The organism is Streptomyces sp. SID486, from assembly GCF_009865385.1.
GTDB lineage: Bacteria > Actinomycetota > Actinomycetes > Streptomycetales > Streptomycetaceae > Streptomyces.
Window position 1 is genome coordinate 1 of the sequence record NZ_WWJT01000169.1, and the last position, 24,798, is coordinate 24,798.

Below are 24,798 nucleotides of genomic sequence, written 5' to 3' on the forward strand. Positions count from 1 at the left end.
TAGCCCCGCCGCGCCCGCACCGGGCCAGGGCCCTCGCGGTCCTGGACGCCACCGCGCCGGCGGCTCCTCCCGCGGTGCCGGGCGCTACCGCGCCGGCGGTTCCTCCTGCGGTTCCTGTGCGGGAGGCGCCGGCGGGGTCGGCCGGAGCTTCAGCCAGGCCAGGAAGAAGATGCCCAGGAGCAGCATGCCGATCCCGGTCCAGAGGTTGATGTTGACGCCCTCGGCCTTGTCGATCGCGGCCTGGGAGTCGGTGATGCCGGTGATGGTGACGATGACACCGTAGAGGACGAACAGGCCGCCGATGATGCGGCGCAGGTCGAAGATGCGGGCCGCGGTCGCCGACCGGGTCTCCAGCTCGGTGACCTCCCGCTGGAGGTCCTGCTCGGTGTAGTGCGGCCTGCGGGGCTGTTCGGGGTGCTCGGTCATGGGTTCCTCGATCCTCCCGGGTCAGAACGAGAACGGGATGTAGCAGGCGGCGGCGAGGACGACCGCGCCCCAGCCCAGCAGGGCGGGCTTGCGGTACCACGCGTCGTCGCCGGCGGCGGGCGCTTCGGTCATGCCGGGGGACCGGGTGCCGTAGACCAGGCCCTGCAGTTCCTCCGCCGGCTTCGCCTCGGTGAAGAAGGACACCAGGACCATCACCACGGCGCCGGCGACGAAGCCCGCGATCGCGGAGACGAAGTTGGCGCCCTGGTCGGTGGGGATGGAGATGACGCCCTTCTTGTAGAGGACGAAGTAGTTGACCATGGCTGTGACGGTGCCGGCGAGCAGGCCCCAGAAGCCGGACTTGGCGGACGCGCGCTTCCAGAACATACCGACGATGAACACCACGAACATCGGCACGTTGAAGAAGGAGAACAGCGTCTGGAGGTAGCTCATGATGTTCGAGAACGACGAGGCCAGGAACGCCGTGCCGACGGAGCAGCAGACCCCGATCGCGGTGATCAGGCGGCCGAAGCGGACGTAGTACGCGTCCTCACGGCCGCGGACCACGTACTTGGCCCAGATGTCGTTGGTGAACACGGTGTTGAAGGACGACACGTTCGCCGCCATGCCCGCCATGAAGGCCGCCAGCAGGCCGGTCACCGCGATGCCGAGCACGCCGTTGGGCAGCAGCTCCTGCATCAGGTAGGGGATGGCGTCGTTGTACTGCAGGCCCGAGCCGGCCGTGCCGATCTTCGGCACGAGCGCGGCGGCGACCAGGCCCGGGATCATCACCAGGAAGACGATGAAGATCTTCGGGTAGGCGGCGATCAGCGGGGTGCGCTGTCCGGCGGAGAGGTTCTTCGCGGACAGGGCGCGCTGCACCTCGGCGAAGTTGGTGGTCCAGTAGCCGAAGGAGAGCACGAAGCCGAGGCCGAGGACGATGGTGAGCCAGTTGGCGCCCAGCGGGTTGGCATGGCCGATCCCGGTACCGCCCCAGGCGGTGGTGAAGTCGCCGCCGTGGGTCGCGGTGAGCTTGTCGGTCAGGCCGCCCCAGCCGCCGACCTTCTTCAGGCCGAGGATGGTGAGGGGGATCAGGGCGGCCAGGATCACGAAGAACTGGAGCACCTCGTTGTAGATCGCCGACGACAGCCCGCCCAGGGTGATGTACGCGAGCACGAAGGCGCCGGCGACGACGATGGCGACCCACTGCGGCCAGCCGAGCAGGGCCTCGACGACGATCGCGAGGGCGTAGAGGTTGACGCCCGCGATCAGGATCGCCGCGAACGCGAACAGGATCGAGCTGAGCAGGTGGGCGGCCTTGTCGAAGCGCAGCAGCAGGAACTCGGGGACCGAGCGGACCTTGCTGCCGTAGTAGAAGGGCATCATCACCAGGCCCAGGAAGACCATGGCGGGGATGGCGCCGATCCAGTACCAGTGGACGGTGTAGGCGCCGTACTGGGCGCTGTTCGCTGCCATGCCGAGGATCTCGGTGGCCGCCAGGTTCGCCGAGATGAAGGCGAGGCCGGTGATCCAGGCGGGCAGCGAGCGTCCGGACAGGAAGAAGTCGAGGCTGGTCTTCACCGAGCGGCGGGCCGCGAAGCCGATGCCGAGGACGACGACGAAGTAGATCGCCAGGATCGTGTAGTCCAGCCAGTTGGTGGGGAGCCGTAGCCCCGCCGCCAGGTCGGCGGTGGCGTGCTGGGGGGTCTGCATGAAGAACTCGCTTCGTTGCGCGAACTGATCAGAGCGGAAACCTACGCCGTCATGTTCAGTAATTGAACACTTCTGTTGGTGTTCTTTGTTTGATTGTGATGATCCTCGGTGTTGTCGAGTTGTGGTCTGTTATGTTTGATTGTGTTGAGTGATTGGGTGCGGGACGTAGAGGAGTCCGGCGTGAAGAAGACCTCGACCCGGCTGGCCGACGGTCGTGAGCTGATCTACTACGACCTCCGGGACGACGCCGTGCGCGACGCGGCCGACCGGCGCCCCCTGGAGCGCACGGTCACCACCTCCGAGATCCGCCGCGACCCGCTGCTCGGCGACAGCGTGGCCGTCGCCTCGCACCGCCAGGGCCGCACCTACCATCCGCCGGCCGACGAGTGCCCGCTGTGCCCCACGCGCGGCGACCGGCTCAGCGAGATCCCGGACACCTCGTACGACGTCGTCGTCTTCGAGAACCGGTTCCCCTCGCTCGCCGGCGACTCGGGCCGCTGCGAGGTGGTCTGCTTCACCTCCGACCACGACGCCTCCTTCGCGGACCTGACCGCCGAGCAGGCGCGCCTGGTGCTGGACGCGTGGACCGACCGCACCGCGGAGCTGTCCCACCTGCCCTCCGTCGAGCAGGTGTTCTGCTTCGAGAACCGCGGCGCCGAGATCGGCGTGACCCTGGGCCACCCGCACGGGCAGATCTACGCCTATCCCTTCACCACCCCGCGCACCGCGCGGATGCTCCGCTCGCTCGCCGCGCACCGGGAGGCGACCGGCGGGCAGAACCTGTTCGACGCCGTCCTGGAACGGGAACTGGCCGGTGAGCGGGTCGTCCTTGAGAGTGAACACTGGGCGGCCTTCGTGCCGTACGCGGCGCACTGGCCCTACGAGGTCCACCTGTACCCGAAGCGCCGCGTGCCCGACCTGCTCGCGCTCGACGAGGCGGCGCGCTCGGAGTTCCCCCAGGTCTATCTGGAACTCTTGGGGCGCTTCGACCGTATCTTCGGCGAGGGTGAGCCTCCGACGCCCTACATCGCGGCCTGGCACCAGGCCCCGTTCGGTGCGCCGGCGGAGCCCGGCGGTGCGACACGCGACGACTTCGCGCTCCACCTCGAGCTTTTCACCATCCGCCGCACTTCCGGCAAGCTGAAGTTTCTCGCGGGTTCCGAGTCCGGCATGAACGTGTTCATCAACGACGTGCCGCCGGAACGCGCGGCCGAGCGACTGCGAGAGGTAGCGAGTTCATGAAGTACCTGGTGACGGGTGGCGCGGGATACGTCGGCAGTGTCGTGGCCCAGCATCTGCTGGAGGCCGGCCACGAGGTCACGGTCCTCGACAACCTCTCCACCGGCTTCCGCGAGGGCGTGCCCGCGGGCGCCGCGTTCGTCGAGGGCGACATCCGCGACGCCGCCAAGTGGCTCGACCGCTCCTTCGACGGCGTCCTGCACTTCGCCGCCTTCTCGCAGGTCGGCGAGTCGGTGGTGAAGCCGGAGAAGTACTGGGACAACAACGTCGGCGGCACCATGGCGCTCCTCGGGGCCATGCGCGAGGCGGGCGTCCGCAAGCTGGTCTTCTCCTCCACCGCGGCCACCTACGGCGAGCCCGAGCAGGTCCCGATCCTGGAGAGCGCCCCGACGAAACCCACCAGCCCCTACGGCGCCTCCAAGCTCGCCGTCGACCACATGATCACCGGTGAGGCCGCCGCCCACGGCCTGGCCGCGGTGTCACTGCGCTACTTCAACGTCGCCGGCGCCTACGGCGACTGCGGCGAGCGGCACGACCCCGAGTCCCACCTCATCCCGCTCGTCCTCCAGGTCGCCCAGGGTCGGCGCGAGGCGATCTCGGTCTACGGCGACGACTACCCGACCCCCGACGGCACCTGCGTCCGCGACTACATCCACGTCGCCGACCTGGCCGACGCCCACCTGCTGGCCCTGGCGGCCGCCGCCCCGGGCGAGCACCTGATCTGCAACCTCGGCAACGGCAACGGCTTCTCCGTCCGCGAGGTCATCGAGACCGTCCGCGCGGTCACCGGCCACCCGATCCCCGAGGTGGTGGCGCCCCGCCGGGGCGGCGACCCCGCCGTCCTGGTCGCCTCCGCGGACACCGCCCGCGAGCGGCTGGGCTGGAACCCGGCCCGTGCGGACCTCGCCGGCATCGTCGCGGACGCGTGGGAGTTCACGCGCCGCCACTCGAAGGAGCACTAGTGGGGGCAGAGCAGGTCGCGGAGCGCTTCACGCAGCTGTACGGGACGGAACCGGAAGGGGTGTGGGCGGCACCGGGCCGCGTCAACCTCATCGGCGAGCACACCGACTACAACGACGGCTTCGTCATGCCGTTCGCGCTGCCGCACCAGGCGCTCGCGGCGGTCTCCCGCCGCACGGACGGCGTCCTGCGTCTGCACTCGGCGGACATCGGCGGCGGGAGCGACGGGGTCACGGAACTGCGGCTGGACACCCTCGCCCCGCGCAGCGACGACAACTGGACGGCGTACCCGGCGGGCGTCGTCTGGGCGCTGCGCGAGGCGGGCCACGAGATCACCGGCGCCGACGTCCACCTCTCCTCCACGGTCCCCACGGGCGCGGGCCTGTCCTCGTCCGCCGCGCTGGAGGTCGTGATCGCCCTGGCCCTGGACGATCTGTACGGACCGGGCCTGCCACGCCGGCAGCTGGCCCGGCTGTGCCAGCGCGCCGAGAACGTCTACGTCGGAGCCCCGACCGGGATCATGGACCAGACGGCGTCGGCCTGCTGCGCACAGGGTCACGCGCTCTTCCTGGACACCCGCGACCTGTCCCAGCGGCAGATCCCCTTCGACCTCGCGGCCGAGGGCCTGCGCCTGCTGGTCGTGGACACCCAGGTCAAGCACGCCCACAGCGGCGGGGAGTACGGCAAGCGCCGGGCGGGCTGCGAGCAGGGCGCGGCCCTGCTCGGCGTCGGTGCCCTGCGGGACGTCCCGTACGCCGACCTGGACGCGGCCCTCGCCCGCCTCGGTGACGAGGAGGAGGTCGTCCGCCTGGTCCGCCACGTGGTGTCGGAGAACGACCGGGTGGAACGGGTGGTCTCCCTGCTCCGCTCCGGCGACACCCGCGCGATCGGCCCGGTCCTCACCGAGGGCCACGCCTCCCTGCGCGACGACTTCCGTGTCTCCTGCCCGGAGCTGGACCTGGTCGTCGACACGGCCCTGACCGCCGGCGCCCTGGGGGCGCGCATGACGGGCGGCGGCTTCGGCGGCTCGGCGATCGTCCTGACGGAGGCGGCGGACGTGGACGCGGTGACGAAGGCGACCGAGGAGGCGTTCACCGCGTCCGGCCTCACACCCCCGCGCGTCTTCGAGGCCCTCCCGTCCCCCGGAGCCCACCGCCTCACCTGACCCCACCCCGACACCCCCGGCCCCCCGCCTCACCTGGCTCCTCAAGTGCCGATACGCCGCAGAGCGGTTGAGAGGAACCGGGTAAGGTGCGTGGCCGGCCCCGCGGTGTCGGACCTCGGCGGGAGGCGGGGACGGCGGGGGAGGAGAGGGAACATCCGCGAGGGAACGGCTGGAGCGGTCGCCAAGGGAGCCGTGGACCGGTTGACCGGGGGTCAGCAGATGCATGGCGCGAAGGACAACGGGCTGTACACGAGCGCCGAGGACCTTTACGCGATGCGGTACTCCGTCAGCCAGCAGACGCAGTGGTCGGCAGCGGATGCGGTCGCCAGGCACCATGTCGACCTGCCCGGCGGCAGCGCCGGTGATCTGGTGGGAAACGCGGTCGACGAAGGCTGGGACGCCGGCAGTGAGTACCTGCGCAACGTCAAGGAGCGTCCGTAGTGGGGGAGCCCGGAAGGAGCCGGCCACTGTCCTCCTGGCCGGCCTGGAAAGTACTGGTGCTGTTCTTCGCGGCGCTGACGTTCTGTTGCGGTGCTGGATGGGCGTTCCTCAACAAGGGGCTCTATCTGCTGCCTGACAAGATGTGCGGGGGCGCTCTGGCGCGGGACACGGTCGAGCGGGTGCTCCCGGATGCGCGATCGGCCGACACCGGCTCTGACCGCACGGGCGCGGGGGCCGGCCTCCGGCTCTGGTGTCACGTCACCACCAGCAACGACTCCTTGCTCTCCGGGGAGGTGAGGGTGGCACCCGCCGGCCCGCAGGAATGGCTGAAGAGCTACCGGGAGTCCGGGCAGAAGCACGTGATCCACGTGTCCGTGGGTGACATCGGCGCGCTGGCTCAGCTCGACCCGGGCGCGGGCACCTCATCGGTGTACGTGCCCTGCGCTCCGCCCGGTGTCCCCTCCTACAACGCCACCCAGCCGTACGCGGTCGTCGGAGAGGCGTGGGTCGACGGGCCGGCCAAGGCCAAGGGGATGGCACTACGCCAGGCACTGACCGACTTCGCCTACCAGCTCACCGAACACGCCTACGGGGCCGCCGAGTGCAAGGCCCCCCGCGACTTCCCGGAGAAGCTGCCGCGCTACGGGAAGCGCTGACGGCAGACGGTGGACACGGTCCCGTGCCGACATCTCTCCTTGTCCCGCGGGGGTGACCCGTCGTCAGGTCAGGGTTTTCGTCAGGATGTATTCCGTGGTGCCCGGGGGATAGTCGGGGATCACGCCCGCCACCTCGTAGCCCTGCTTCCGGTAGAAGCCGGGGGCCTGGAAGTCCCACGTCTCCAGGCGGGACGCCGTGCAGCCCCGGTCGGCCGTGGCGATGCGTTCGGCCTCGGTGAGGAGTCGTGCGCCGAGGCCCGTCCCGCGGTGGGCTGCGTCCACCCACAGGTAGCCGACGTGCAGCCAGACCGTCCAGGTGTGCCCGACCAGCCCGCCCGCCAGCTCGCCGGCTGCGTCCAGCGCCCAGACGTGGAGCGGGACCTCGCGTTCGCCGGGCGTGCCGCGCAGGGCCGCCAGCACCGGGGACGCCGCCGTGTTGGTCTCCCGCAGTCGCGAGCGGAGCAGATCACGTCGGGCTTCGTCGACTTCCGTCTCAATACGAAACATGCGCCACACGATAAACATCCCGGTCGGCCAGTTCTGCAAATCTCCTTCCGCTGCGTGCTCACATCCGTACTCTGTGGAACAGCACCGGGTGGGGGCCGGTGCCGCTCAGGGGGCGAGACGGGCGGGTACGGCGCCCACGGTGGGGGTAGCACTCTCCGCAACGGCGGCGGCCGTGCGGTGCGCACCCTTGTCCGCGGTTGTCGTACCCGCATCGGTCATCGTTCTCCGGACCTGCTCCGGAGCTTTCCGGACCTTGGTGACCCCTGCTCCGAGCGGAGCCTGGGGAAGGGGGTTTCGTGGTTCGTATCCGCGTCCTGGTCGTCGACGACCACCGCATCTTCGCCGAGTCGCTCGCCGCCGCCCTGGCCGCCGAGCCCGACGTCGACGTCTTCGCCGCCGGCAGCGGCCCGGCCGCGCTGCGCTGCCTGGACCGCGCGGCCGGAGAGGGCCGTCGCTACGACGTCCTCCTGGTCGACGCCGACCTGGGCGGCAACCTGCCCGGCGCCCGCCCGGCCGTACCGGTGCGGGAGGGCAACGAGGAGGGCCTGGTCGACGGGATCTCCCTCGTCGCCGGGGTCCGCACCGCCCAGCCCGCCGTACGCATCGTCGTCCTCGCCGAGAAGGACGACCCGCGCCGCGCGGCCCTCGCCCTCCAGGCCGGCGCCTCCGGCTGGGTGGCCAAGGACTGCTCGCTGTCCAGGCTGCTGACGGTGATCCGCGGAGTGCTGCGCGACGAGACGCACCTGCCGCCCGCGCTGCTCACCGGCGTCCTGAAGGAACTGACGGCCGCCCGTCGGCACCGTAGCGAGAGCGAACGCCTGGTGGAGTCGCTCACCCCGAGGGAGCGGGAGGTGCTGCGCTGCATGGTCGCCGGACTCGGCCGCAAGGCCGTCGCCGAGCGGCTGTTCCTCTCCCCGCACACCGTGCGCACCCATATGCAGAACGTCCTCGGCAAGCTGGGCGTCCACTCCACGCTGGCCGCCGTCGCGCTGGCGCGGCGGGCGGGGGTGGGCCCGGCGGACCTGGATCCGGGCGGGCGGATCCTGCCGGAGGAGACCAACAGCGCCTGACGGCCCCGCCCCGTCCCGCCCCGCCGCACCTTGCGGTCGTGGTTCTGCGCGTGCCGTGCGTGTCCGCCGGGGTACGGCCCCCATGCGCCTCGTGCGTGCCCGCCGGGTACCAGCCCATGTGCGCCCCGTGCGTGTCCACCGGCTACCGGCCCCGCGCGTACCCGCCCGCGGGCCGCTAGCCGGGGATGTTGTCGAACGGCGCGGTCAGTCCGCGCAGCAGGGCGGCCAGTTCCGCGCGCTGGGCGCGGGACAGCTCGGCGAGGATCGCCCGCTCCTGCTCCAGCAGGCCCGCCAGCGCCTGGTCCGCGCGGTCCCGGCCCTCGTCGGTCAGCCGGACCAGTACGCCCCGCCGGTCGCTGGGGTCGGGCAGCCGTCCCACCAGGCCCTTCTTCGCGAGCCGGTCGATCCGGTTGGTCATCGTGCCCGACGTGACCAGCGTCTGGGTGAGCAACTGGCCGGGGGAGAGCTGGTACGGCGTGCCCGCGCGCCGCAGCGCGGTCAGCACGTCGAACTCCCAGGGCTCCAGCTGGTGCTCGGCGAAGGCGAGCCGACGGGCGCGATCCAGGTGCCGGGCGAGGCGACTCACCCGGCTCAGCACTTCCAGCGGCTCCACGTCGAGGTCCGGGCGCTCCCGGCGCCACGCTGCGACCAGCCGATCGACCTCGTCCTCCATGAGGATCAGTGTAGTGGTTGTGTCGACATGAAGTCTCTTGATGTCGAGTGTCTTGACATCGAGATAGTGTGGAGGGAAGGGTGAAGGGCATGACACAGCCCACCTGGGACCCCGCCCAGTACCTCCGCCACGCCGGCCACCGGGCCCGCCCCTACGCCGACCTCCTCGCGCGGATCCCCGACCCGGGCCGGGCCCGCCCCCGCATCGCCGACCTCGGCTGCGGCCCCGGCAACGTCACCGTCCTGCTCGCCGACCGCTGGCCCACCGCCCGCATCACCGGGTACGACAACTCCCCCGAGATGCTCGACAAGGCCCACGTCGAGCACGAGGGGCCCACACCCGGCGGCGGCCGGCTGGACTTCGCCCACGCCGACCTGCGCAGCTGGACGCCCGGGGAGCCGTACGACCTGATCGTCTCCAACGCCACCCTCCAGTGGGTGCCGGGCCACGCCGACCGGTTCGGGGACTGGGTCGACGCCCTCGAACCCGGCGGCTCCCTCGCCTTCCAGATCCCCGACAACATCGACGCCCCGCTGCACGCCCTGATGCGTGAGCTGGCCGCCGGCCCCCGCTGGCACACCCGCCTCGCCGACGTCGTACGGCGGACGGACTCCGTCCACGCCCCCGGCGTCTACCTGGACCGCCTCACCCGCCTCGGCTGCACGGCCGACGTGTGGCAGACCACCTACCACCACGTCCTCACCGGCGTGGATCCGGTCCTCGACTGGGTGAAGGGCACCGGCCTGCGGCCCGTTCTGACCGCACTCGCCGACGACCCCGAGGCCCGCGACGCGTTCCTCACCGAGTACCGGGACCTGCTGCGCACGGCCTACCCGAGTGCGCCGTACGGCACGGTCCTGCCGTTCCGCAGGCTGTTCGCCGTGGCCGTCAGGGGGGAGTGAACCCGCGGCGGCCGGGTCTTCCGGCCACCCCGGCTCCTCCGGTGCGCGGGCAGCTCTTCCTGATGCGGTCAGCTCTTCCGGTGCCCTATCAGCCGCGGCTTCTGCTCCAGCCCGTCCAGGCCGTGCCACGCCAGGTTCACCAGATGGGCGGCCACCTCCGCCTTCTTCGGGCGGCGTACGTCCAGCCACCACTGGCCGGTCAGCGCGACCATGCCGACCAGGGCCTGCGCGTAGAGCGGGGCGAGCTTCGGGTCGAAGCCCCGGCTCTTGAACTCACGGCCCAGGATGTCCTCCACCTGGGTGGCGATGTCCGAGATCAGCGAGGCGAACGAGCCCGTGGACTGCGGGATGGGGGAGTCCCGCACCAGGATGCGGAAACCGTCCGTGTACTCCTCGATGTAGTCGAGCAGGGCGAACGCCGCCTGCTCGCACAGCTCACGGGGGTGACCGGCGGTCAGCGAGCCGGTCACCATGTCCAGCAGGCGCCGCATCTCGCGGTCCACCACGACCGCGTACAGCCCCTCCTTGCCGCCGAAGTGCTCGTACACCACCGGCTTGGACACCCCGGCCTTCGCCGCGATCTCCTCCACCGACGTGCCCTCGAAGCCCTTGGCCGCGAAGAGGGTGCGACCGATCTCCAGCAGCTGCTGGCGGCGCTCGGCACCGGTCATACGAGTCCGGCGGGTCCGCCGCGGTTTGTCGTTGCTGGAAGTGCTGCTGGAGTCGGTCGCCACGGCGTCAATCATGCCGTCCCGGCCGCCTCCGTCCGGCGCCGGGAGTCGCCTTCCCCGTCGTGACGCCGCGAATCGATACGCGAGCGCGACGGCCAGCGGACGTCGTACGCCCAGCCGAGCAGCTCGAACAGGCGGATGAACCGGGCCGACGAGTCGATCTGGCCGCGCATCACGCCGTGGCGCGCCGAGGTCGGGTCGGCGTGGTGCAGGTTGTGCCAGGACTCGCCGCAGGACAGGACCGCCAGCCACCACACGTTGCCCGAACGGTCCCGCGACTTGAAGGGCCGCTTGCCCACGGCGTGGCAGATCGAGTTGATCGACCACGTCACATGGTGCAGCAGCGCCACCCGTACGAGTGATCCCCAGAAGAATCCGGTGAACGCGCCCCACCAGGACATCGTCACCAGACCCCCGATCAGCGGCGGCAGCGCCAGCGACAGGGCCGTCCAGAGGACGAACTGACGGGAGATCGCCCGGATCGCCTTGTCCTTGATCAGATCCGGCGCGTACTTGTCCTGCGGGGTCTGCTCCTCGTCGAACATCCAGCCGATGTGCGCCCACCACAGGCCCTTCATCAGCGCCGGCAGCGTCTCCCCGAAACGCCAGGGCGAATGCGGGTCACCCTCGGCGTCCGAGAACTTGTGGTGCCTGCGGTGGTCGGCCACCCAGCGCACCAGCGGGCCCTCGACCGCCATCGACCCCATGATCGCCAACGCGATCCGCAAGGGCCGTCTGGCCTTGAACGAACCGTGGGTGAAGTACCGGTGGAAACCGATCGTGATGCCGTGGCACCCCAGGAAGTAGAAGAAGACCAGCAGGCCCAGGTCGAGCCAGCTCACCCCCCAGCCCCAGGCCAGCGGCACGGCCGCCACCAGTGCCACGAACGGCACGATGATGAACAGGAGCAGCGTGATCTGCTCGATCGAACGCTTCTGCTCGCCGCCCAGCGTGGCGGAGGGGGAAGATGTGTCGTTGGCCTTACGGGCTTCTTCGATCACGTCGGAACTTGAGGTCATGCGCGTCCCCTGTGGGGTCGAGGGTCAAGACGAGTGCGAGCCGCCGGGACCGGGCGGGACTCGACGGTACTTCCCTACGGTCCCGTAACCTACGGCGTCGTAAGTATGGCAGCGTGTCACGCGGCGGCAAGAGCCCCAGAGCCTGCGCGTCCACATCGCCACCTATCCTTGGTCTCGGTCGGACAGCGCGGTCCGCTGAAGTTTCCTTCCCGGACGCTCCGGCCCGTATGCGGCGCCCGCCGCGCGGTAGCCGGCCGGGTTCCCCTCCAGACGAGCTTCAACACTGCAAGGAGCCGCACCTGTGAGCAGTGCCGACGACCAGACCACCACGACCAGCACCGAGCTGCGCGCCGACATCCGCCGGCTGGGTGACCTCCTGGGAGAGACCCTCGTCCGCCAGGAGGGCCCCGAGCTCCTCGAACTGGTCGAGAAGGTCCGCCGCCTCACCCGAGAGGACGGCGACGCCGCCGCCGAGCTGCTGCGCGGCACCGAACTGGAGACCGCGGCCAAGCTGGTCCGTGCCTTCTCCACCTACTTCCACCTCGCCAACATCACCGAGCAGGTGCACCGCGGCCGGGAACTGCGCGCCCGCCGCGCCGCCGAGGGCGGCCTCCTCGCCCGCACCGCCGACCGGCTCAAGGACGCGGACCCCGAGCACCTGCGCCAGACGGTCCAGCACCTCAACGTGCGTCCGGTCTTCACCGCCCACCCCACCGAGGCCGCACGCCGCTCGGTCCTCAACAAGCTCCGGCGCGTCGCCGAGCTCCTGGACACCCCCGTCCTCGACTCCGACCGCCGCCGCCACGACATCCGCCTCGCCGAGAACATCGACCTCGTCTGGCAGACCGACGAGCTGCGCGTCGTACGCCCCGAGCCGGCCGACGAGGCCCGCAACGCCATCTACTACCTCGACGAACTGCACGCCGGCGCCGTCGGTGACGTCCTGGAGGACCTCACCGCCGAACTGGAACGCGTCGGCGTCAAGCTCCCCGACGACACCCGCCCGCTCACCTTCGGCACCTGGATCGGCGGCGACCGCGACGGCAACCCCAACGTCACCCCCCAGGTCACCTGGGACGTCCTCATCCTCCAGCACGAGCACGGCATCAACGACGCCCTGGAGATGATCGACGAACTGCGCGGCCTGCTCTCCAACTCCATCCGCTACGCAGGGGCCACCGAGGAACTGCTGGACTCCCTCAAGGCCGACCTGGAGCTGCTCCCCGAGATCAGCCCCCGCTACAAGCGCCTCAACGCCGAGGAGCCCTACCGGCTCAAGGCCACCTGCATCCGGCAGAAGCTGGAGAACACCAAGCAGCGCCTCGCCACCGGCACCCCGCACGAGACCGGCCGCGACTACCTCGGCACCGGCGAGCTGCTGAAGGACCTGCGGATCATCCAGGTGTCCCTGCGCGCACACCGCGGCGGCCTGTTCGCCGACGGCCGGCTCGCGCGCACCATCCGCACCCTCGCCGCCTTCGGCCTCCAGCTCGCCACCATGGACGTCCGCGAACACGCCGACGCCCACCACCACGCCCTCGGCCAGCTCTTCGACCGGCTCGGCGAGGAATCCTGGCGCTACGCCGACATGCCCCGCGACTACCGTGCCAGGCTCCTCGCCAAGGAGCTCAGGTCGCGCAGGCCCCTCGCCCCCACCCCGGCGCCCGTCGACGCGGCCGGCACCAAGACCCTCGGCGTCTTCGGGACCGTCAGGAAGGCCCTGGAGGTCTTCGGCCCCGAGGTCATCGAGTCCTACATCATCTCCATGTGCCAGGGTGCCGACGACGTCTTCGCCGCCGCCGTCCTCGCCCGCGAGGCCGGCCTGATCGACCTGCACGCCGGCTGGGCGAAGATCGGCATCGTCCCCCTCCTGGAGACCACCGACGAGCTGAAGGCCGCCGACACCATCCTGGAGGACATGCTCTCCGACCCGTCCTACCGGCGCCTGGTCGCGCTGCGCGGTGACGTCCAGGAGGTCATGCTCGGCTACTCCGACTCCTCCAAGTTCGGCGGCATCACCACCAGCCAGTGGGAGATCCACCGCGCCCAGCGCCGGCTGCGCGACGTCGCCCACCGCTACGGCGTCCGGCTGCGCCTCTTCCACGGCCGCGGCGGCACCGTCGGCCGCGGCGGCGGCCCCTCCCACGACGCCATCCTCGCCCAGCCCTGGGGCACCCTGGAGGGCGAGATCAAGGTCACCGAGCAGGGCGAGGTCATCTCCGACAAGTACCTCATCCCCTCCCTCGCCCGCGAGAACCTGGAACTGACCGTCGCCGCCACGCTCCAGGCGTCCGCCCTGCACACCGCCCCCCGCCAGTCCGACGAGGCCCTCGCCCGCTGGGACGCCGCCATGGACGTCGTCTCCGACGCCGCCCACGGCGCCTACCGCCGCCTGGTGGAGGACCCGGACCTGCCCGCCTACTTCTTCGCCTCCACCCCCGTCGACCAGCTCGCCGACCTCCATCTCGGCTCCCGCCCGTCCAGGAGGCCCGACAGCGGCGCCGGCCTCGACGGCCTGCGCGCCATCCCGTGGGTGTTCGGCTGGACCCAGTCCCGGCAGATCGTCCCCGGCTGGTTCGGTGTCGGCTCCGGCCTCAAGGCGCTGCGCGAAGCCGGCCTGGACACCGTCCTGGACGAGATGCGCGAACAGTGGCACTTCTTCCGCAACTTCCTCTCCAACGTCGAGATGACCCTCGCCAAGACGGACCTGCGGATCGCCCAGCACTACGTCGACACCCTCGTCCCCGACGAGCTCAAGCACGTGTTCGACACCATCAAGGCCGAACACGAACTGACCGTCGCCGAGGTGCTGCGCATCACCGGCGAGGACGAACTCCTCCAGGCCCAGCCCGACCTCAAGCAGACCTTCGCCATCCGCGACGCCTACCTGGACCCGATCTCCTACCTCCAGGTCACCCTGCTCAAGCGGCAGCGCGACGCCGCCGCGGCCGGCGTCGAACCCGACCCGCTGCTCGCCCGCGCCCTGCTCCTCACGGTCAACGGCGTGGCCGCCGGCCTGCGCAACACCGGCTGACCCGCCGCGGCACGACAAAGGTGCCCCCGGGGTCGTACGACCCCGGGGGCACCCGCGTTCCCGGCCACCGCGGGCCCGGCACGCCGAACCCGCCCCACCTCTCGGCCGGGGCCCGCTACTGCAACGCCACGAACGCCGCCGTCAGCAGCCCCGCCCCCGCGAGCCCCAGCACCCACGCGGGCCGGGCCAGCCGCATGCCGCCCGCGACCACCACCGAGGCCAGCAGCAGTGCCCCGCCCAGCGGCACCCAGGCGAACAGGATCCCCGCCGGCCCGGACCGCACCGCGTCCCCCGTACCCGGTTTCAGAACCACGTCGTACGTCGTCCCCGCGTGCACCGCGACGGACTTCTCGATCTCCACACGCGCGCGTGGACGCGCCCCCGGCGACGCCGGCGCGAACGGGCCGTCGCACACGCCCCCCGCGCACCGCGCCACCCGGAGCGTCCCCCGCTCCCGCCCCTTGGTCAGCATCACGTGCTGTGCGGTTCCCCAGGAACCCCACACCCCGGCGAACAGGATCAGCGCGGCGACCGCACCCATCGCCGCGACCCGCCCGAACCGCAGCGCGGACACGGACGCCTGACGAGCGGTACTGGCTGTGGCGGGCATGGCCGGGATCATTGGCCATACCCCTACGGCCGGTCAACTCCGGCGGCCGACCTGCACGGACAAGTCAGGAGTTGTACGACGCCCTCCGCCACTCGTGAGTCGTAGGACGCCCTTTGCCGTTCGTGAGTCGTACGACGCCCTCCGCCGACCGCCAGTCGCACGCGCCGCGCACCTCAGGAGTCGCACGCGCTCCGCGCCTCAGGAGTTGTACGCGCTCTGCGCCCGCTCCAGGCCCTCCGCCACCAGGCACTCCACCGCGTCCGCCGCGCGGTCCACGAGGTAGTCCAGCTCCTTGCGCTCCGCCGACGAGAAGTCCTTCAGCACGAAGTCGGCCACCTGCATCCGCCCCGGCGGCCGGCCGATCCCGAACCGCACCCGGTGGTACTCCGGCCCCATCGCCTTCGTCATCGACTTCAGACCGTTGTGCCCGTTGTCCCCGCCGCCCAGCTTCAGCCGCAGCGTGCCGTAGTCGATGTCCAGCTCGTCGTGGACCGCGACGACGTTCGCCGGCGGCACCTTGTAGAAGTCCCGCAGGGCGTTCACCGGACCGCCGGAGAGGTTCATGTACGACATCGGCTTGGCCAGCACCACCCGGCGGCTGCCCGGCCCCGCCGGACCGATCCGCCCCTCCAGCACCTGCGCCTGCGCCTTGCCCGCCCGCTTGAACTTCCCCCCGATCCGCTCCGCGAGCAGGTCCGCCACCATGAAGCCGACGTTGTGCCGGTTCATGGCGTACTCCGGCCCGGGATTGCCCAGCCCGACGATGAGCCAGGGGCCGCCTACGGGAGTGGTCACGTCCATGTCTCCTTGATACGCGCCAGCCGCTGCCCCCCACAGGGGACAGCGGCTGACGAGACGACGACTACGGGGTTCGCACCCCGAAGACGAGGATCAGGCCTCGGCGGCCTCTTCGCCCTCGGTCTCCTCACCCTCGGTCTCCTCCGCCTGCGCGGCGAGGACCTGCAGGACGACGGCGTCCTCGTCGACGGCCAGGGTCACACCGGAAGGCAGCGTGATGTCCTTGGCGTGGATGGAGGCACCGGCCTCCAGGCCCTCGACGGAGACCGTGACGGCCTCGGGGATGTGCGTGGCCTCGGCCTCGACCGGCAGCGCGTTCAGAACGTGCTCGAGCAGGTTGCCACCCGCGGCCAGCTCGCCCTCGGTCTGCACCGGGATCTCGACCGTGACCTTCTCGCCCCGCTTGACCAGCAGCAGGTCGACGTGCTCCAGGAAGCCCTTCAGCGGGTCACGCTGCACGGCCTTCGGGATCGCCAGCTCGTTGGTCTTGCCGTCGATGTCCAGGGAGATCAGGACGTTCGGCGTACGCAGCGCCAGCAGCAGCTCGTGACCCGGCAGGGTCAGGTGCACCGGCTCGGTGCCGTGGCCGTAGAGAACGACCGGAACCTTGTTCTCACGGCGGATGCGACGGGCCGCACCCTTGCCGAACTCGGACCGGGTCTCGGCGGCGAGCTTCACCTCGGACATGTTGATCACTCCTCGCAGTACTGGAACGGACGTGGTCACCCGGCCACGAACGGCCTGCTACGAAGAGCGCGTCGATAACGGACCGCCACGTTCGTACGAAACGAACGCGGCCTCCCTCGCCGAGCAACTGCGTCAGTCTACTCGGAGGGGGAGGCCGCGCCCAAAAGGATCAACGGCTAACGCCGGCGACGGCGCCGCAGAAACCTCACTGCTCGTCGAAGAGGCTGGTCACCGACCCGTCCTCGAACACCTCACGCACCGCACTCGCGATCGTCGGAGCGATCGACAGCACCGTGATCTTGTCCAGGTCCCGGCCCAGCTCCGCCGGCGTCGGCAGCGTGTTCGTGAACACGAACTCACTCACCCGGGAGTTCTTCAGCCGGTCCGCGGCCGGACCCGACAGCACACCGTGCGTGGCGGTCACGATGACGTCCTCGGCGCCGTGCGCGAACAGCGCGTCGGCCGCCGCGCAGATGGTCCCGCCCGTGTCGATCATGTCGTCGACCAGGACGCACACCCGGCCCTCGACCTCACCCACGACCTCGTGGACGGTCACCTGGTTCGCCACGTCCTTGTCACGCCGCTTGTGCACGATCGCCAGCGGCGCACCGAGCCGGTCGCACCACCGGTCCGCCACCCGCACCCGGCCCGCGTCCGGCGACACCACCGTCAGCTTCGTCCGGTCCACCTTGCGGCCCACGTAGTCCGCCAGCAGCGGCAGCGCGAACAGGTGGTCCACCGGCCCGTCGAAGAAGCCCTGGATCTGGTCCGTGTGCAGGTCCACCGTCAGGATGCGGTCGGCACCCGCCGTCTTCATCAGATCCGCGATCAGACGCGCCGAGATGGGTTCACGGCCCCGGTGCTTCTTGTCCTGCCGCGCGTAACCGTAGAACGGCACGATCACGGTGATGGAACGAGCCGACGCGCGCTTCAGCGCGTCGATCATGATCAGCTGCTCCATGATCCACTTGTTGATCGGAGCCGTGTGGCTCTGGATCAGGAAGCAGTCCGCACCACGGGCCGACTCCTGGTAACGGACGTAGATCTCACCGTTCGCGAAGTCGAAGGCCTTCGTCGGGACGACCCCGACACCCAGCTGCTGGGCGACCTCCTCGGCAAGCTCGGGGTGGGCGCGGCCGGAGAAGAACATCATCTTCTTCTCGCCGGTCGTCTTGATCCCGGTCACAGCACTGTCTCCTCAGAGGTTGTCTCAGCCAGCCGGCTGCTCGGCGACCTCTCGGCTGGGCAGAAGAGGCCGTCTCAGCTGGTAAGGGTGCAGGATGCACACGTGCGGATGTGCACTTATCACGGTACGCCGTGTTTGGCGCACCCGTTTCCGGTCAGTCCTCGCCGTCGCCCTGCCGGGACGCCGCCTCGGCCGCCTTCGCCGACGCGCTCCCGGGACGCTTGCGCGCCACCCAGCCCTCGATATTCCGCTGCTGGCCACGGGCCACGGCCAGCGAACCGGGGGGCACGTCCTTCGTGATCACGGACCCGGCGGCGGTGTAGGCACCGTCCCCGACCGTGACAGGAGCCACAAACATGTTGTCCGAGCCCGTCTTGCAGTGCGACCCGACGGTCGTGTGGTGCTTGTTCTCGCCGTCGTAGTTCACGAACACGCTCGCCGCGCCGATGTTCGTGAAGTCACCGATCGTCGCGTCGCCCACGTACGACAGGTGCGGAATCTTCGTCCCCTCGCCGATCGACGAGTTCTTCGTCTCCACGTAGGTGCCGATCTTCGACTTCACGCCGAGCCGCGTACCGGGCCGCAGGTACGCGTACGGCCCCACCGACGCCTCGGGCCCCACCGTGGCGCCGTCCGACACGGTGTTGTCCACCCGCGCCCCCGCACCCACGCGGGTGTCCTTCAGGCGGCTGTTCGGGCCGACCTCCGCGCCCTCCCCGAGGTGCGTCGACCCCGTGAGCAGCGTGTTCGGGTGCACCAGCACGTCACGCTCGAACGTGACCGACACGTCCACCCACGTCGACGCCGGATCCACGACGGTGACACCGTCCAGCATCGCCCGCGTCAGCAGCCGGTCGTTGAGGATGCGCCGTGCCTCGGCGAGCTGCACCCGGTTGTTGATCCCGGCGATCTCCCGGTGGTCACCGGCCACCGAGGCCCCCACCCGGTGCCCGGCCTCCCGCAGGATCCCGAGCACGTCCGTGAGGTACTCCTCACCCTGGCTGTTGTCCGTCCGCACCCGCTTCAGCGCGTCCGCCAGCAGCTGCCCGTCGAAGGCGAACACCCCGCTGTTGATCTCGCGGATCGACCGCTGGGCGTCGGTCGCGTCCTTGTGCTCCACGATCGCGGTGACCGCACCCGTCGCCTCGTCGCGCACGATCCGGCCGTAACCGGTCGCGTCCGGCACCTCGGCGGTCAGGACGGTCACGGCGTTGCCGTCCGCCTGGTGGGTCCCGGCGAGCCGCGCGAGCGTGTCGGCGGTCAGCAGGGGGGTGTCCCCGCAGACGACGACCACGGTCCCGTCCACGGCACCGCCCAGCTCCTCCAGGCCCATGCGGACGGCGTGGCCGGTGCCGTTCTGCTCGGCCTGGACGGCCGTGCGGACACCGGGGTCGGCCTCGGCCAGGTGCGCGGTGACCTGCTCGCGGGCGTGACCCACGACGACCACCAGGTTCGCGGGTTCCAACTCACGGGCTGCGGCCAGGACATGGCCGACCAGGGAACGGCCGCAGATGTCGTGCAGGACCTTCGGTGTCGCCGACTTCATACGGGTGCCCTCACCCGCTGCGAGAACGACGACGGCGGCCGGGCGGATGGCGCTCACGGGGTTGCCCTTCGGCTTTGATGGGTGGGGGTGACAGCCGCAGGATACCGGGGGGACTTCCGGGGGGCATGAGTGCGGGCCCTGACGGGGGCGTTCGCCGGTCAGGACCCGTACCGAGGTTTTGTGTGCTGTGGGCTCCCGGAGAAGGATTCGAACCCTCATTCAACGGACCAAAACCGTTTGTCCTGCCCTTAGACGATCCGGGAAGAAGTGCACGCTAAGTCCGAATCTGCTGATCAGCTTCACGTGCGGCCTCCACTATGCCGTACCCGGACCCCCGGATGCGACGGTACGAGTCGGCGCCCTCCGGGACTTTGATCACGAGGCGGCTCGGGCGGCCGTCGCCCCCGTCCCCGCGGATCGGCCCAGGGGCCGTGCCGCCCGCCCGGGAAGGCCGGCCGGGCGGGGCGTGCCCCGGTCGTCCCCGGACGCCGACCGGGCCGGAACTGTCGCTTCTGGTGCAGCGCGGGAAGGGCCGCCGGTTCGCGGGACATCGGGTGGTTCCGGGGCTGTCCGGTCACGGAGTGTGGTGTGTGGAGGTAGGGGAAACTCACCGGAAAAGCCCCAGCCCTCGCCCGTAGGCTGGAGACATGACCACGACGGGGGAAGATCACGCCAGGGCCCTGACCGGCCCCTGGTGGTGGGCGAGGTGGCGCAGCGCGGTGCTCGACGGAGCCCTCGCGGTGGTGTCCGCCGTGGAGTGCGCCGCGGAGGGGATCCCGTTCGCCCGGGAGGCCGGAATCCCGGTGTCCGCGGGGATCGTGTTCGGGCTGGTGGCCGGTTCGGTGCTGTTGGTGCGCCGGAAGTGGCCGCTCGCCGTGGTGCTGGTGGCGATCGCGATCACACCGGCGGAGATGGGCTTCCTGATGGGGGTCGTCGGCCTGTACACACTGGCGGCGTGCGAGCTGCCGAGGCGGGTCATCGGGTCGTTGGCGGGGATGTCGTTGCTCGGCACGGCGATCGTGACGTTCGTGCGGGTACGGCAGGACATGGCGCGCGGGGATCTGACGCTCGGTGACTGGTTCGTGCCGTTCGCCGCGGTGACGACCGCGCTGGGGCTGACGGCTCCGCCGGTGCTGCTGGGCCTGTACGTCGGGGCGCGGCGGCGGTTGATGGAGAGCCTGCGGGAGCGGGCGGACTCGCTGGAGCGGGAACTCCAGCTGCTCGCGGAGCGGGCGGAGGAGCGGGCCGAGTGGGCGCGTGGCGAGGAGCGGACGCGGATCGCGCGGGAGATGCACGACGTGGTCGCGCACCGGGTGAGTCTGATGGTGGTGCACGCGGCGGCGTTGCAGGCGGTGGCGCGGAAGGATCCGGAGAAGGCGGTGAAGAACGCCGCTCTGGTGGGTGACATGGGCCGGCAGGCGTTGACGGAGCTGCGCGAGATGCTCGGTGTGCTGCGGGCGGGGGAGGACACCGGCCGGCGGTCGGCGGAGGTGCCGTTGGCGGCGGTCGGGGAGGCGGCCGCGGAGGCGGCGTCCAGGGCGGCCGCCGTGGACCTCGAGGCGGCGGGGGCGGCGGAGGGGCCGTGTCTGTCGGAGCTGGAGGAGCTGGTCGGGCAGTCGGCTGCCGCGGGGATGGTGGTGGACCTGTCGGTGGAGGGGGAGGCGCGGTCGTACGTGCCGGAGATCGAGCAGACGGCGTACCGGGTGGTGCAGGAGGCGCTGACGAACGTCCACAAGCACGCGGCGGGTGCGAAGACGCATGTGCGGTTGGCGCATCGGATGTCGGAGATCGCGATGCAGGTGGAGAACGAGCCGCCGTCGGAGCCGGCCTCGGCGTCGGCGGCGGGGCTGCCGTCGGGTGGGAACGGCCTCGTGGGGATGCGGGAGCGGGTCGTGGCGCTCGGCGGTGTGTTCGTGTCGGGACCGACGGACGCGGGTGGCTTCCGGGTGTCGGCGGTGATCCCGGCGGGGTAGGGCCGCCCCCCCCGAGAGCGGGGGCGGGCGTCGTGCGGCCGGGCCGCGGGCCGCAGCTGCGGCGGGTGCGTCGCCGCCCGCTGCGTCACCGTCTGCGCGGACGCCCAGCTGATCCGGGGCGCGCCCGCCGGCCATGACGGGGGGCTGTGCCTGCGCCGGTCCCGTCCGGCGCGCCGGTGGTCAGCCCGCGGTGAGGCGTACCGGCTGGATACCGGTGATGAGCGTGGTCAGGGCGCGGTCGATGTCGGGGCCCGCGTACCAGTCGCCGGTGTGGTCGATGGTGTAGACGCGGCCTTCGGCGTCGATGGCGAGGAGGGCGGCGGTGTCGGTCTCCTCGCCGAGGGGGCACAGCTCGGTGCCGAGGGCGCGGCCGAGGTCGCCGAGGGTCCGGGCGAGGTGGAGGCCGTGCAGGGGGTCGAGGTCGAGCACGGCGGGGGCGATCTGGCGGCCGGGGCCGGTGGGCGCGATGCGCAGGCCGCCGAATTCGGCCCAGGCCTCGACGGCTGCGGGGAACACGGTGTGCCGGTGTCCGGCGGGTGAGGTGTGTTCGCGCAGGGTGTCGGCCCAGATCTCGGCCTGTTTTATGTCCCAGCGTCCGGGTTGCCAGCCGGCGGCGCGCAGGGCGGCGTCGGCCGGCACGGGGAAGCGCGGCGGGGCGGCCCCCTGCGCGGGCGGAGCCGGGTGCTGGGGGGAGGAGGCGCGGTCGGGGTGCATCTGCCCTTCGTTCGTCGTGCGGGGTGCCGGTGCCGGTGCGGGTGCCGGTGCGGGTGCTTCTGGTGCGGCTGGTGTTCGTGGTGGTGCGGTGTGGTGCGGGTGCTTCGGGTGGTGCCGATGAGGTCGGTCGGTGGGCCCGCCGTGGTGGTGGGTGCCGATGGTGTGGGTCGGCGGATCCGCCGTGGTGGGTGCCGATGGGGTCGGTCGGTGGGTCCGCCGTGGTGGGTGGTTCCGCTGTGGAGGGACGGGCGTGATCAGTCGTCGGTTGCGGCCGGGTCGACGATGCGGACGCCGAAATGGGCGCTGAGGGCGGTGCAGGCCCGGCACGGGCTGGCGAAGCTGCCGTGCAGGGGGTCCCCGACCTCTCGTATACGCCGGGCGGTGAGTTTGGCCTGCTTGAGTGCTTTGCGCGCTTCGCCGTTGGTCATCGGTCTGCGGGCGGCGCGTTTGCTGCGGGCGGCGTCGGCCGCGGCGATGTGCCGGGAGATGAGGATGGTCTCGGCGCAGCGGCCGGTGAAGCGGTCGCGCTGGGCGCTGGTGAGGGTGTCGAGGAAGTCCTGGACGAGGTGGTGCAGGGCCGGTCTCTGGTCGCCGCGGGCGGCGGTGCCGGTGAGGGTGGCGCCGCGCACGGACAGGGCGGCGGCGACGGTGGGCAGGATGCCGTCGCGCCGGTGCCGGAGGGCCGGGGCGGGGGGTGTGTCGGTGCTGCTCCAGTCGATGCGAGGGTCGCCGGCCCGCACGTCGGCACCTCCGGTCTGCAAGGCATTCATGATCGTCTTTCCTCCCCGGGCATCCCCCCGAAGGACACAGGGTGCCAAATGCCGTGGCTGGTGCGGAAGCTGGGGCGCTGCGACACGCCCGTTCCGGGCGGGGTGTGACGGCGGGGTGACGGCTGGTCACGGAGGCACCGGGAGGTTCCGCTTCGCACGCCGGCCGCTCGCTCAGCCGTGCCGGGAGGGCGCGATGACGCGGGGACGCGGCGGCCGGTGACCGGGGTTCGCGTACCGCATAGGCTGTCGGCATCCGCGATCGACACCGCCGTTCAGGCCAGAGAGAACGCCTCAGGGGGCAACCGTCATGACGACAGGTCGGCTCGGGCTGGGGGCGCCGCCCAGCCGCCAGGCCGGGGGACAAGCCGCGCCGCCGAACGCGGCGTACGCCGGGCAGGTCGTGCATTTCCCCGATCCGGTCCGGGCGGCACGTCACCCGAGAGGGGTACGTGTCGACGAGCGCGGTTACCCGGATTTCGCGCCCTACGCGCGCGTGGCGGTGGAGATCGCCGAGCCGCCGGAGGGCTTCGGGGTCGACGAGCTGCGGCTGACGGACTACGTGTCGGCGAACGCGGCACTGGCGGCGGCGGGGCACGAGTTGTGGGACACGGTGCCGGACGTGGCGACGCCGCACGGCTGGACGTGGCATCACGCACCGGGCACGCGGCGGCTGGAACTGATTCCGGTCGAGGTGAAGGCGCTGCTGCGGCATCACGGCGGGGTGGCGACGACGACGGTGGATCACGCCAAGCGCGGGACGCGGCCGTTGCAGGAGTCGCGGCCGGTGCACTTCGGGCTGCCGAAGTCGGGTGTGGCGGTGACCGAGGGACAGGTGCAGGGGGTCGAGGAGGAGCTGGGTTACCGGCTGCCCGGCGCCTACCGCTCGTTCCTGAAGGCGGCGGGCGGCTGTGCGCCGGTGGGCGCGGCACTGGACGCCGAGCTGGGGCTGCTGCTGGACCAGCCGTTCTTCACGGTGCGGGACGAGGCCGCCGTGAACGACCTGGTGTACGTGAACAAGTGTCTGCGCGACCACCTGACGAAGGATTACCTCGCGGTGGGCTTCGTACAGGGCGGCCTGGTCGCGGTGAAGGTGAAGGGCGAGCGGCTCGGCACGGTGTGGTTCTGCGCGTACGACGATGTGCGGGACGTGGATCCGTCGTGGTCGCCGGCGGAGCGGGTGGAGCGTCTGCTGCTGCCGTGCGGTGACGATTTCGACGCCTTCCTGTCCCGGCTGGCCGGCAATCCGCCGGAGCTGGAGACGGTGGCCAATCTGATGGTGGACGGCGGTTTCGCCCGTGTCGTCCCGGTGTCTTCCGGCTCGGCGTCCTCCGGCCCGGTAGGGGAGTGAGCTTCAGGCGATGGTGACCTACGCGCAGGCGCAGGAGCGCGCCGAGGAGTGGATCAACGGCGACGTCCCGGCGTACCAGCACCGCGAGGTACGGGTGCGGGAGTTCGAGCTGGGGTTCGTGGTGTGGGGCGAGGACCGGGCGGAGGGCCCGCGTTCGGACGCGGGAGGCCAGCGGCTCGTCATCGCCCGGGACAGCGGGGAGGCGACCCTGTGGCCGGCGCTGCCGGTGGGTGAGGTGATCCGCCGGTACGAGGAGGAGTACGGCGGTGCCGGTGAGCCGCGGGACGCCGTTCCGCCGTCCGCCCCCGCCCGCCTGGACCTCAACCAGACGTCGTTCCTGCTGACTCCTCCGGAGTGGCTGCAGGAGGCCGCGGACAAGCTGGGCCTGGGTGACCGGCGGCCGGCGGGTGCGGCGGCGGATGCGGCGCCGGGTGCGGCGGCTGATGCGCCGGCGGCTGCGGGCGCCGATGCGGGGCCCGGTGCCGGTGCTGGTGCTGGTCTTGGTCTTGATCTTGGTCATGGTGCCGGTCCCGGTGCGGTCTCCGATCGGGTGCCGGTCGCCGATGGTGGGCCGGCCCCGGCCGGCGAGGCGCCGGTTCCGGGCGGGGCTCCCTCCGGTGTGGGTGGGGC

Annotated in this window: 23 protein-coding genes, 1 tRNA gene and 1 pseudogene; 11 read left to right on the forward strand and 14 right to left on the reverse strand. The window is 71.3% G+C overall.

What is annotated here, in order from left to right; genetic code table 11:
- Nucleotides 1-84: 84 nt before the first annotated feature.
- Both GT045_RS08120 and GT045_RS08125 read right to left on the reverse strand, forming a co-directional pair.
- The gene (locus GT045_RS08120; RefSeq protein ID WP_161294796.1) at nt 85-426 is read right to left on the reverse strand and encodes a hypothetical protein; all 342 of its coding nucleotides are present in this window, start codon (nt 424-426) and stop codon (nt 85-87) included.
- Between the two features lie 21 nt (nt 427-447).
- A complete protein-coding gene (locus GT045_RS08125) occupies nt 448-2,139 on the reverse strand; it encodes a sodium:solute symporter family protein (RefSeq protein ID WP_161333757.1) in 1,692 nt (563 codons plus the stop codon).
- Nucleotides 2,140-2,319: 180 nt separating this feature from the next.
- On the opposite strand from GT045_RS08125, the gene galT reads away from it, so the two are divergent.
- From galT to GT045_RS08150, 5 genes are all read left to right on the forward strand, one after another.
- Complete coding sequence (gene galT / locus GT045_RS08130; protein ID WP_161333758.1) at nt 2,320-3,381, forward strand: galactose-1-phosphate uridylyltransferase; 1,062 nt, start codon at nt 2,320-2,322, stop codon at nt 3,379-3,381.
- Nucleotides 3,378-4,340 carry a UDP-glucose 4-epimerase GalE gene (gene galE / locus GT045_RS08135; RefSeq protein WP_161333759.1) on the forward strand — a complete coding sequence of 321 codons (963 nt, stop codon included), beginning with the start codon at nt 3,378-3,380 and terminating at the stop codon, nt 4,338-4,340. The genes galT and galE overlap by 4 nt, the downstream gene beginning before the upstream one ends.
- A complete protein-coding gene (gene galK, locus GT045_RS08140; protein WP_161333760.1) occupies nt 4,340-5,503 on the forward strand; it encodes a galactokinase in 1,164 nt (387 codons plus the stop codon). The genes galE and galK overlap by 1 nt, the downstream gene beginning before the upstream one ends.
- Nucleotides 5,504-5,695: 192 nt before the next feature.
- The gene (locus GT045_RS08145) at nt 5,696-5,944 is read left to right on the forward strand and encodes a hypothetical protein (protein ID WP_161333761.1); all 249 of its coding nucleotides are present in this window, start codon (nt 5,696-5,698) and stop codon (nt 5,942-5,944) included.
- Complete coding sequence (locus GT045_RS08150) at nt 5,944-6,600, forward strand: hypothetical protein (RefSeq protein WP_161333762.1); 657 nt, start codon at nt 5,944-5,946, stop codon at nt 6,598-6,600. Before GT045_RS08145 ends, GT045_RS08150 begins: the two co-directional genes overlap by 1 nt.
- A 63-nt stretch (nt 6,601-6,663) precedes the next feature.
- Here GT045_RS08150 and GT045_RS08155 read toward each other — a convergent pair whose 3' ends face one another.
- Nucleotides 6,664-7,107 (reverse strand): N-acetyltransferase, encoded by a 444-nt coding sequence (locus GT045_RS08155; protein WP_161333763.1) that lies wholly within the window; start codon nt 7,105-7,107, stop codon nt 6,664-6,666.
- Nucleotides 7,108-7,403: 296 nt separating this feature from the next.
- Between GT045_RS08155 and GT045_RS08160 the strand changes: the two genes are divergently transcribed.
- On the forward strand, nt 7,404-8,177 hold the full coding sequence (locus tag GT045_RS08160) for a response regulator transcription factor (RefSeq protein WP_345942579.1): 774 nt from the start codon (nt 7,404-7,406) through the stop codon (nt 8,175-8,177).
- A gap of 175 nt (nt 8,178-8,352) precedes the next feature.
- Here GT045_RS08160 and tamR read toward each other — a convergent pair whose 3' ends face one another.
- Nucleotides 8,353-8,850 carry a MarR family transcriptional regulator TamR gene (gene tamR / locus GT045_RS08165; RefSeq protein WP_161294812.1) on the reverse strand — a complete coding sequence of 166 codons (498 nt, stop codon included), beginning with the start codon at nt 8,848-8,850 and terminating at the stop codon, nt 8,353-8,355.
- Between the two features lie 89 nt (nt 8,851-8,939).
- On the opposite strand from tamR, the gene GT045_RS08170 reads away from it, so the two are divergent.
- Nucleotides 8,940-9,752 carry a trans-aconitate 2-methyltransferase gene (locus GT045_RS08170; protein ID WP_161294814.1) on the forward strand — a complete coding sequence of 271 codons (813 nt, stop codon included), beginning with the start codon at nt 8,940-8,942 and terminating at the stop codon, nt 9,750-9,752.
- A gap of 68 nt (nt 9,753-9,820) precedes the next feature.
- On the opposite strand, the gene GT045_RS08175 is transcribed toward GT045_RS08170, so the two are convergent.
- Entirely contained in the window at nt 9,821-10,498 is a 678-nt protein-coding gene (locus GT045_RS08175) for a TetR/AcrR family transcriptional regulator (protein WP_161294816.1), read from the reverse strand.
- Nucleotides 10,495-11,502: a fatty acid desaturase gene (locus tag GT045_RS08180; protein WP_161333764.1), complete on the reverse strand. Its 1,008-nt coding sequence runs from the start codon at nt 11,500-11,502 to the stop codon at nt 10,495-10,497. The genes GT045_RS08175 and GT045_RS08180 overlap by 4 nt, the downstream gene beginning before the upstream one ends.
- Nucleotides 11,503-11,803: 301 nt before the next feature.
- Here GT045_RS08180 and ppc point away from each other — a divergent pair, with 301 nt between their 5' ends.
- Entirely contained in the window at nt 11,804-14,536 is a 2,733-nt protein-coding gene (gene ppc / locus GT045_RS08185; RefSeq protein ID WP_161294820.1) for a phosphoenolpyruvate carboxylase, read from the forward strand.
- 115 nt (nt 14,537-14,651) lie between these two features.
- Here the strand turns inward: ppc and GT045_RS08190 are convergent, their stop codons facing one another.
- From GT045_RS08190 to GT045_RS08215, 6 genes are all read right to left on the reverse strand, one after another.
- Entirely contained in the window at nt 14,652-15,146 is a 495-nt protein-coding gene (locus tag GT045_RS08190; RefSeq protein ID WP_237538438.1) for a hypothetical protein, read from the reverse strand.
- Nucleotides 15,147-15,344: 198 nt separating this feature from the next.
- Nucleotides 15,345-15,947, reverse strand: coding sequence for an aminoacyl-tRNA hydrolase (pth, locus tag GT045_RS08195; RefSeq protein ID WP_161333765.1), 603 nt, complete (start codon nt 15,945-15,947; stop codon nt 15,345-15,347).
- Between the two features lie 90 nt (nt 15,948-16,037).
- Nucleotides 16,038-16,631: a 50S ribosomal protein L25/general stress protein Ctc gene (locus GT045_RS08200; RefSeq protein ID WP_161333766.1), complete on the reverse strand. Its 594-nt coding sequence runs from the start codon at nt 16,629-16,631 to the stop codon at nt 16,038-16,040.
- A 205-nt stretch (nt 16,632-16,836) separates the two neighbouring features.
- Nucleotides 16,837-17,817 (reverse strand): ribose-phosphate diphosphokinase, encoded by a 981-nt coding sequence (locus tag GT045_RS08205; RefSeq protein ID WP_161293838.1) that lies wholly within the window; start codon nt 17,815-17,817, stop codon nt 16,837-16,839.
- A 154-nt stretch (nt 17,818-17,971) separates the two neighbouring features.
- A complete protein-coding gene (gene glmU / locus GT045_RS08210; RefSeq protein ID WP_161293836.1) occupies nt 17,972-19,420 on the reverse strand; it encodes a bifunctional UDP-N-acetylglucosamine diphosphorylase/glucosamine-1-phosphate N-acetyltransferase GlmU in 1,449 nt (482 codons plus the stop codon).
- A 135-nt stretch (nt 19,421-19,555) separates the two neighbouring features.
- Nucleotides 19,556-19,626, reverse strand: a tRNA-Gln gene (locus GT045_RS08215).
- 384 nt (nt 19,627-20,010) lie between these two features.
- On the opposite strand from GT045_RS08215, the gene GT045_RS08220 reads away from it, so the two are divergent.
- Entirely contained in the window at nt 20,011-21,336 is a 1,326-nt protein-coding gene (locus GT045_RS08220) for a histidine kinase (RefSeq protein ID WP_161333767.1), read from the forward strand.
- Between the two features lie 180 nt (nt 21,337-21,516).
- Here the strand turns inward: GT045_RS08220 and GT045_RS08225 are convergent, their stop codons facing one another.
- Both GT045_RS08225 and GT045_RS08230 read right to left on the reverse strand, forming a co-directional pair.
- A complete protein-coding gene (locus GT045_RS08225) occupies nt 21,517-22,050 on the reverse strand; it encodes an SUKH-3 domain-containing protein (RefSeq protein ID WP_161333768.1) in 534 nt (177 codons plus the stop codon).
- Between the two features lie 254 nt (nt 22,051-22,304).
- On the reverse strand, nt 22,305-22,820 hold the full coding sequence (locus GT045_RS08230; RefSeq protein WP_161286888.1) for a YwqJ-related putative deaminase: 516 nt from the start codon (nt 22,818-22,820) through the stop codon (nt 22,305-22,307).
- Between the two features lie 307 nt (nt 22,821-23,127).
- Between GT045_RS08230 and GT045_RS08235 the strand changes: the two genes are divergently transcribed.
- Both GT045_RS08235 and GT045_RS39540 read left to right on the forward strand, forming a co-directional pair.
- Nucleotides 23,128-24,168, forward strand: a complete 1,041-nt coding sequence (locus tag GT045_RS08235; protein WP_161286887.1) for an SMI1/KNR4 family protein — start codon at nt 23,128-23,130, stop codon at nt 24,166-24,168.
- A gap of 10 nt (nt 24,169-24,178) precedes the next feature.
- Nucleotides 24,179-24,798 (forward strand): annotated as a pseudogene (locus tag GT045_RS39540) (hypothetical protein); the annotation flags it as partial.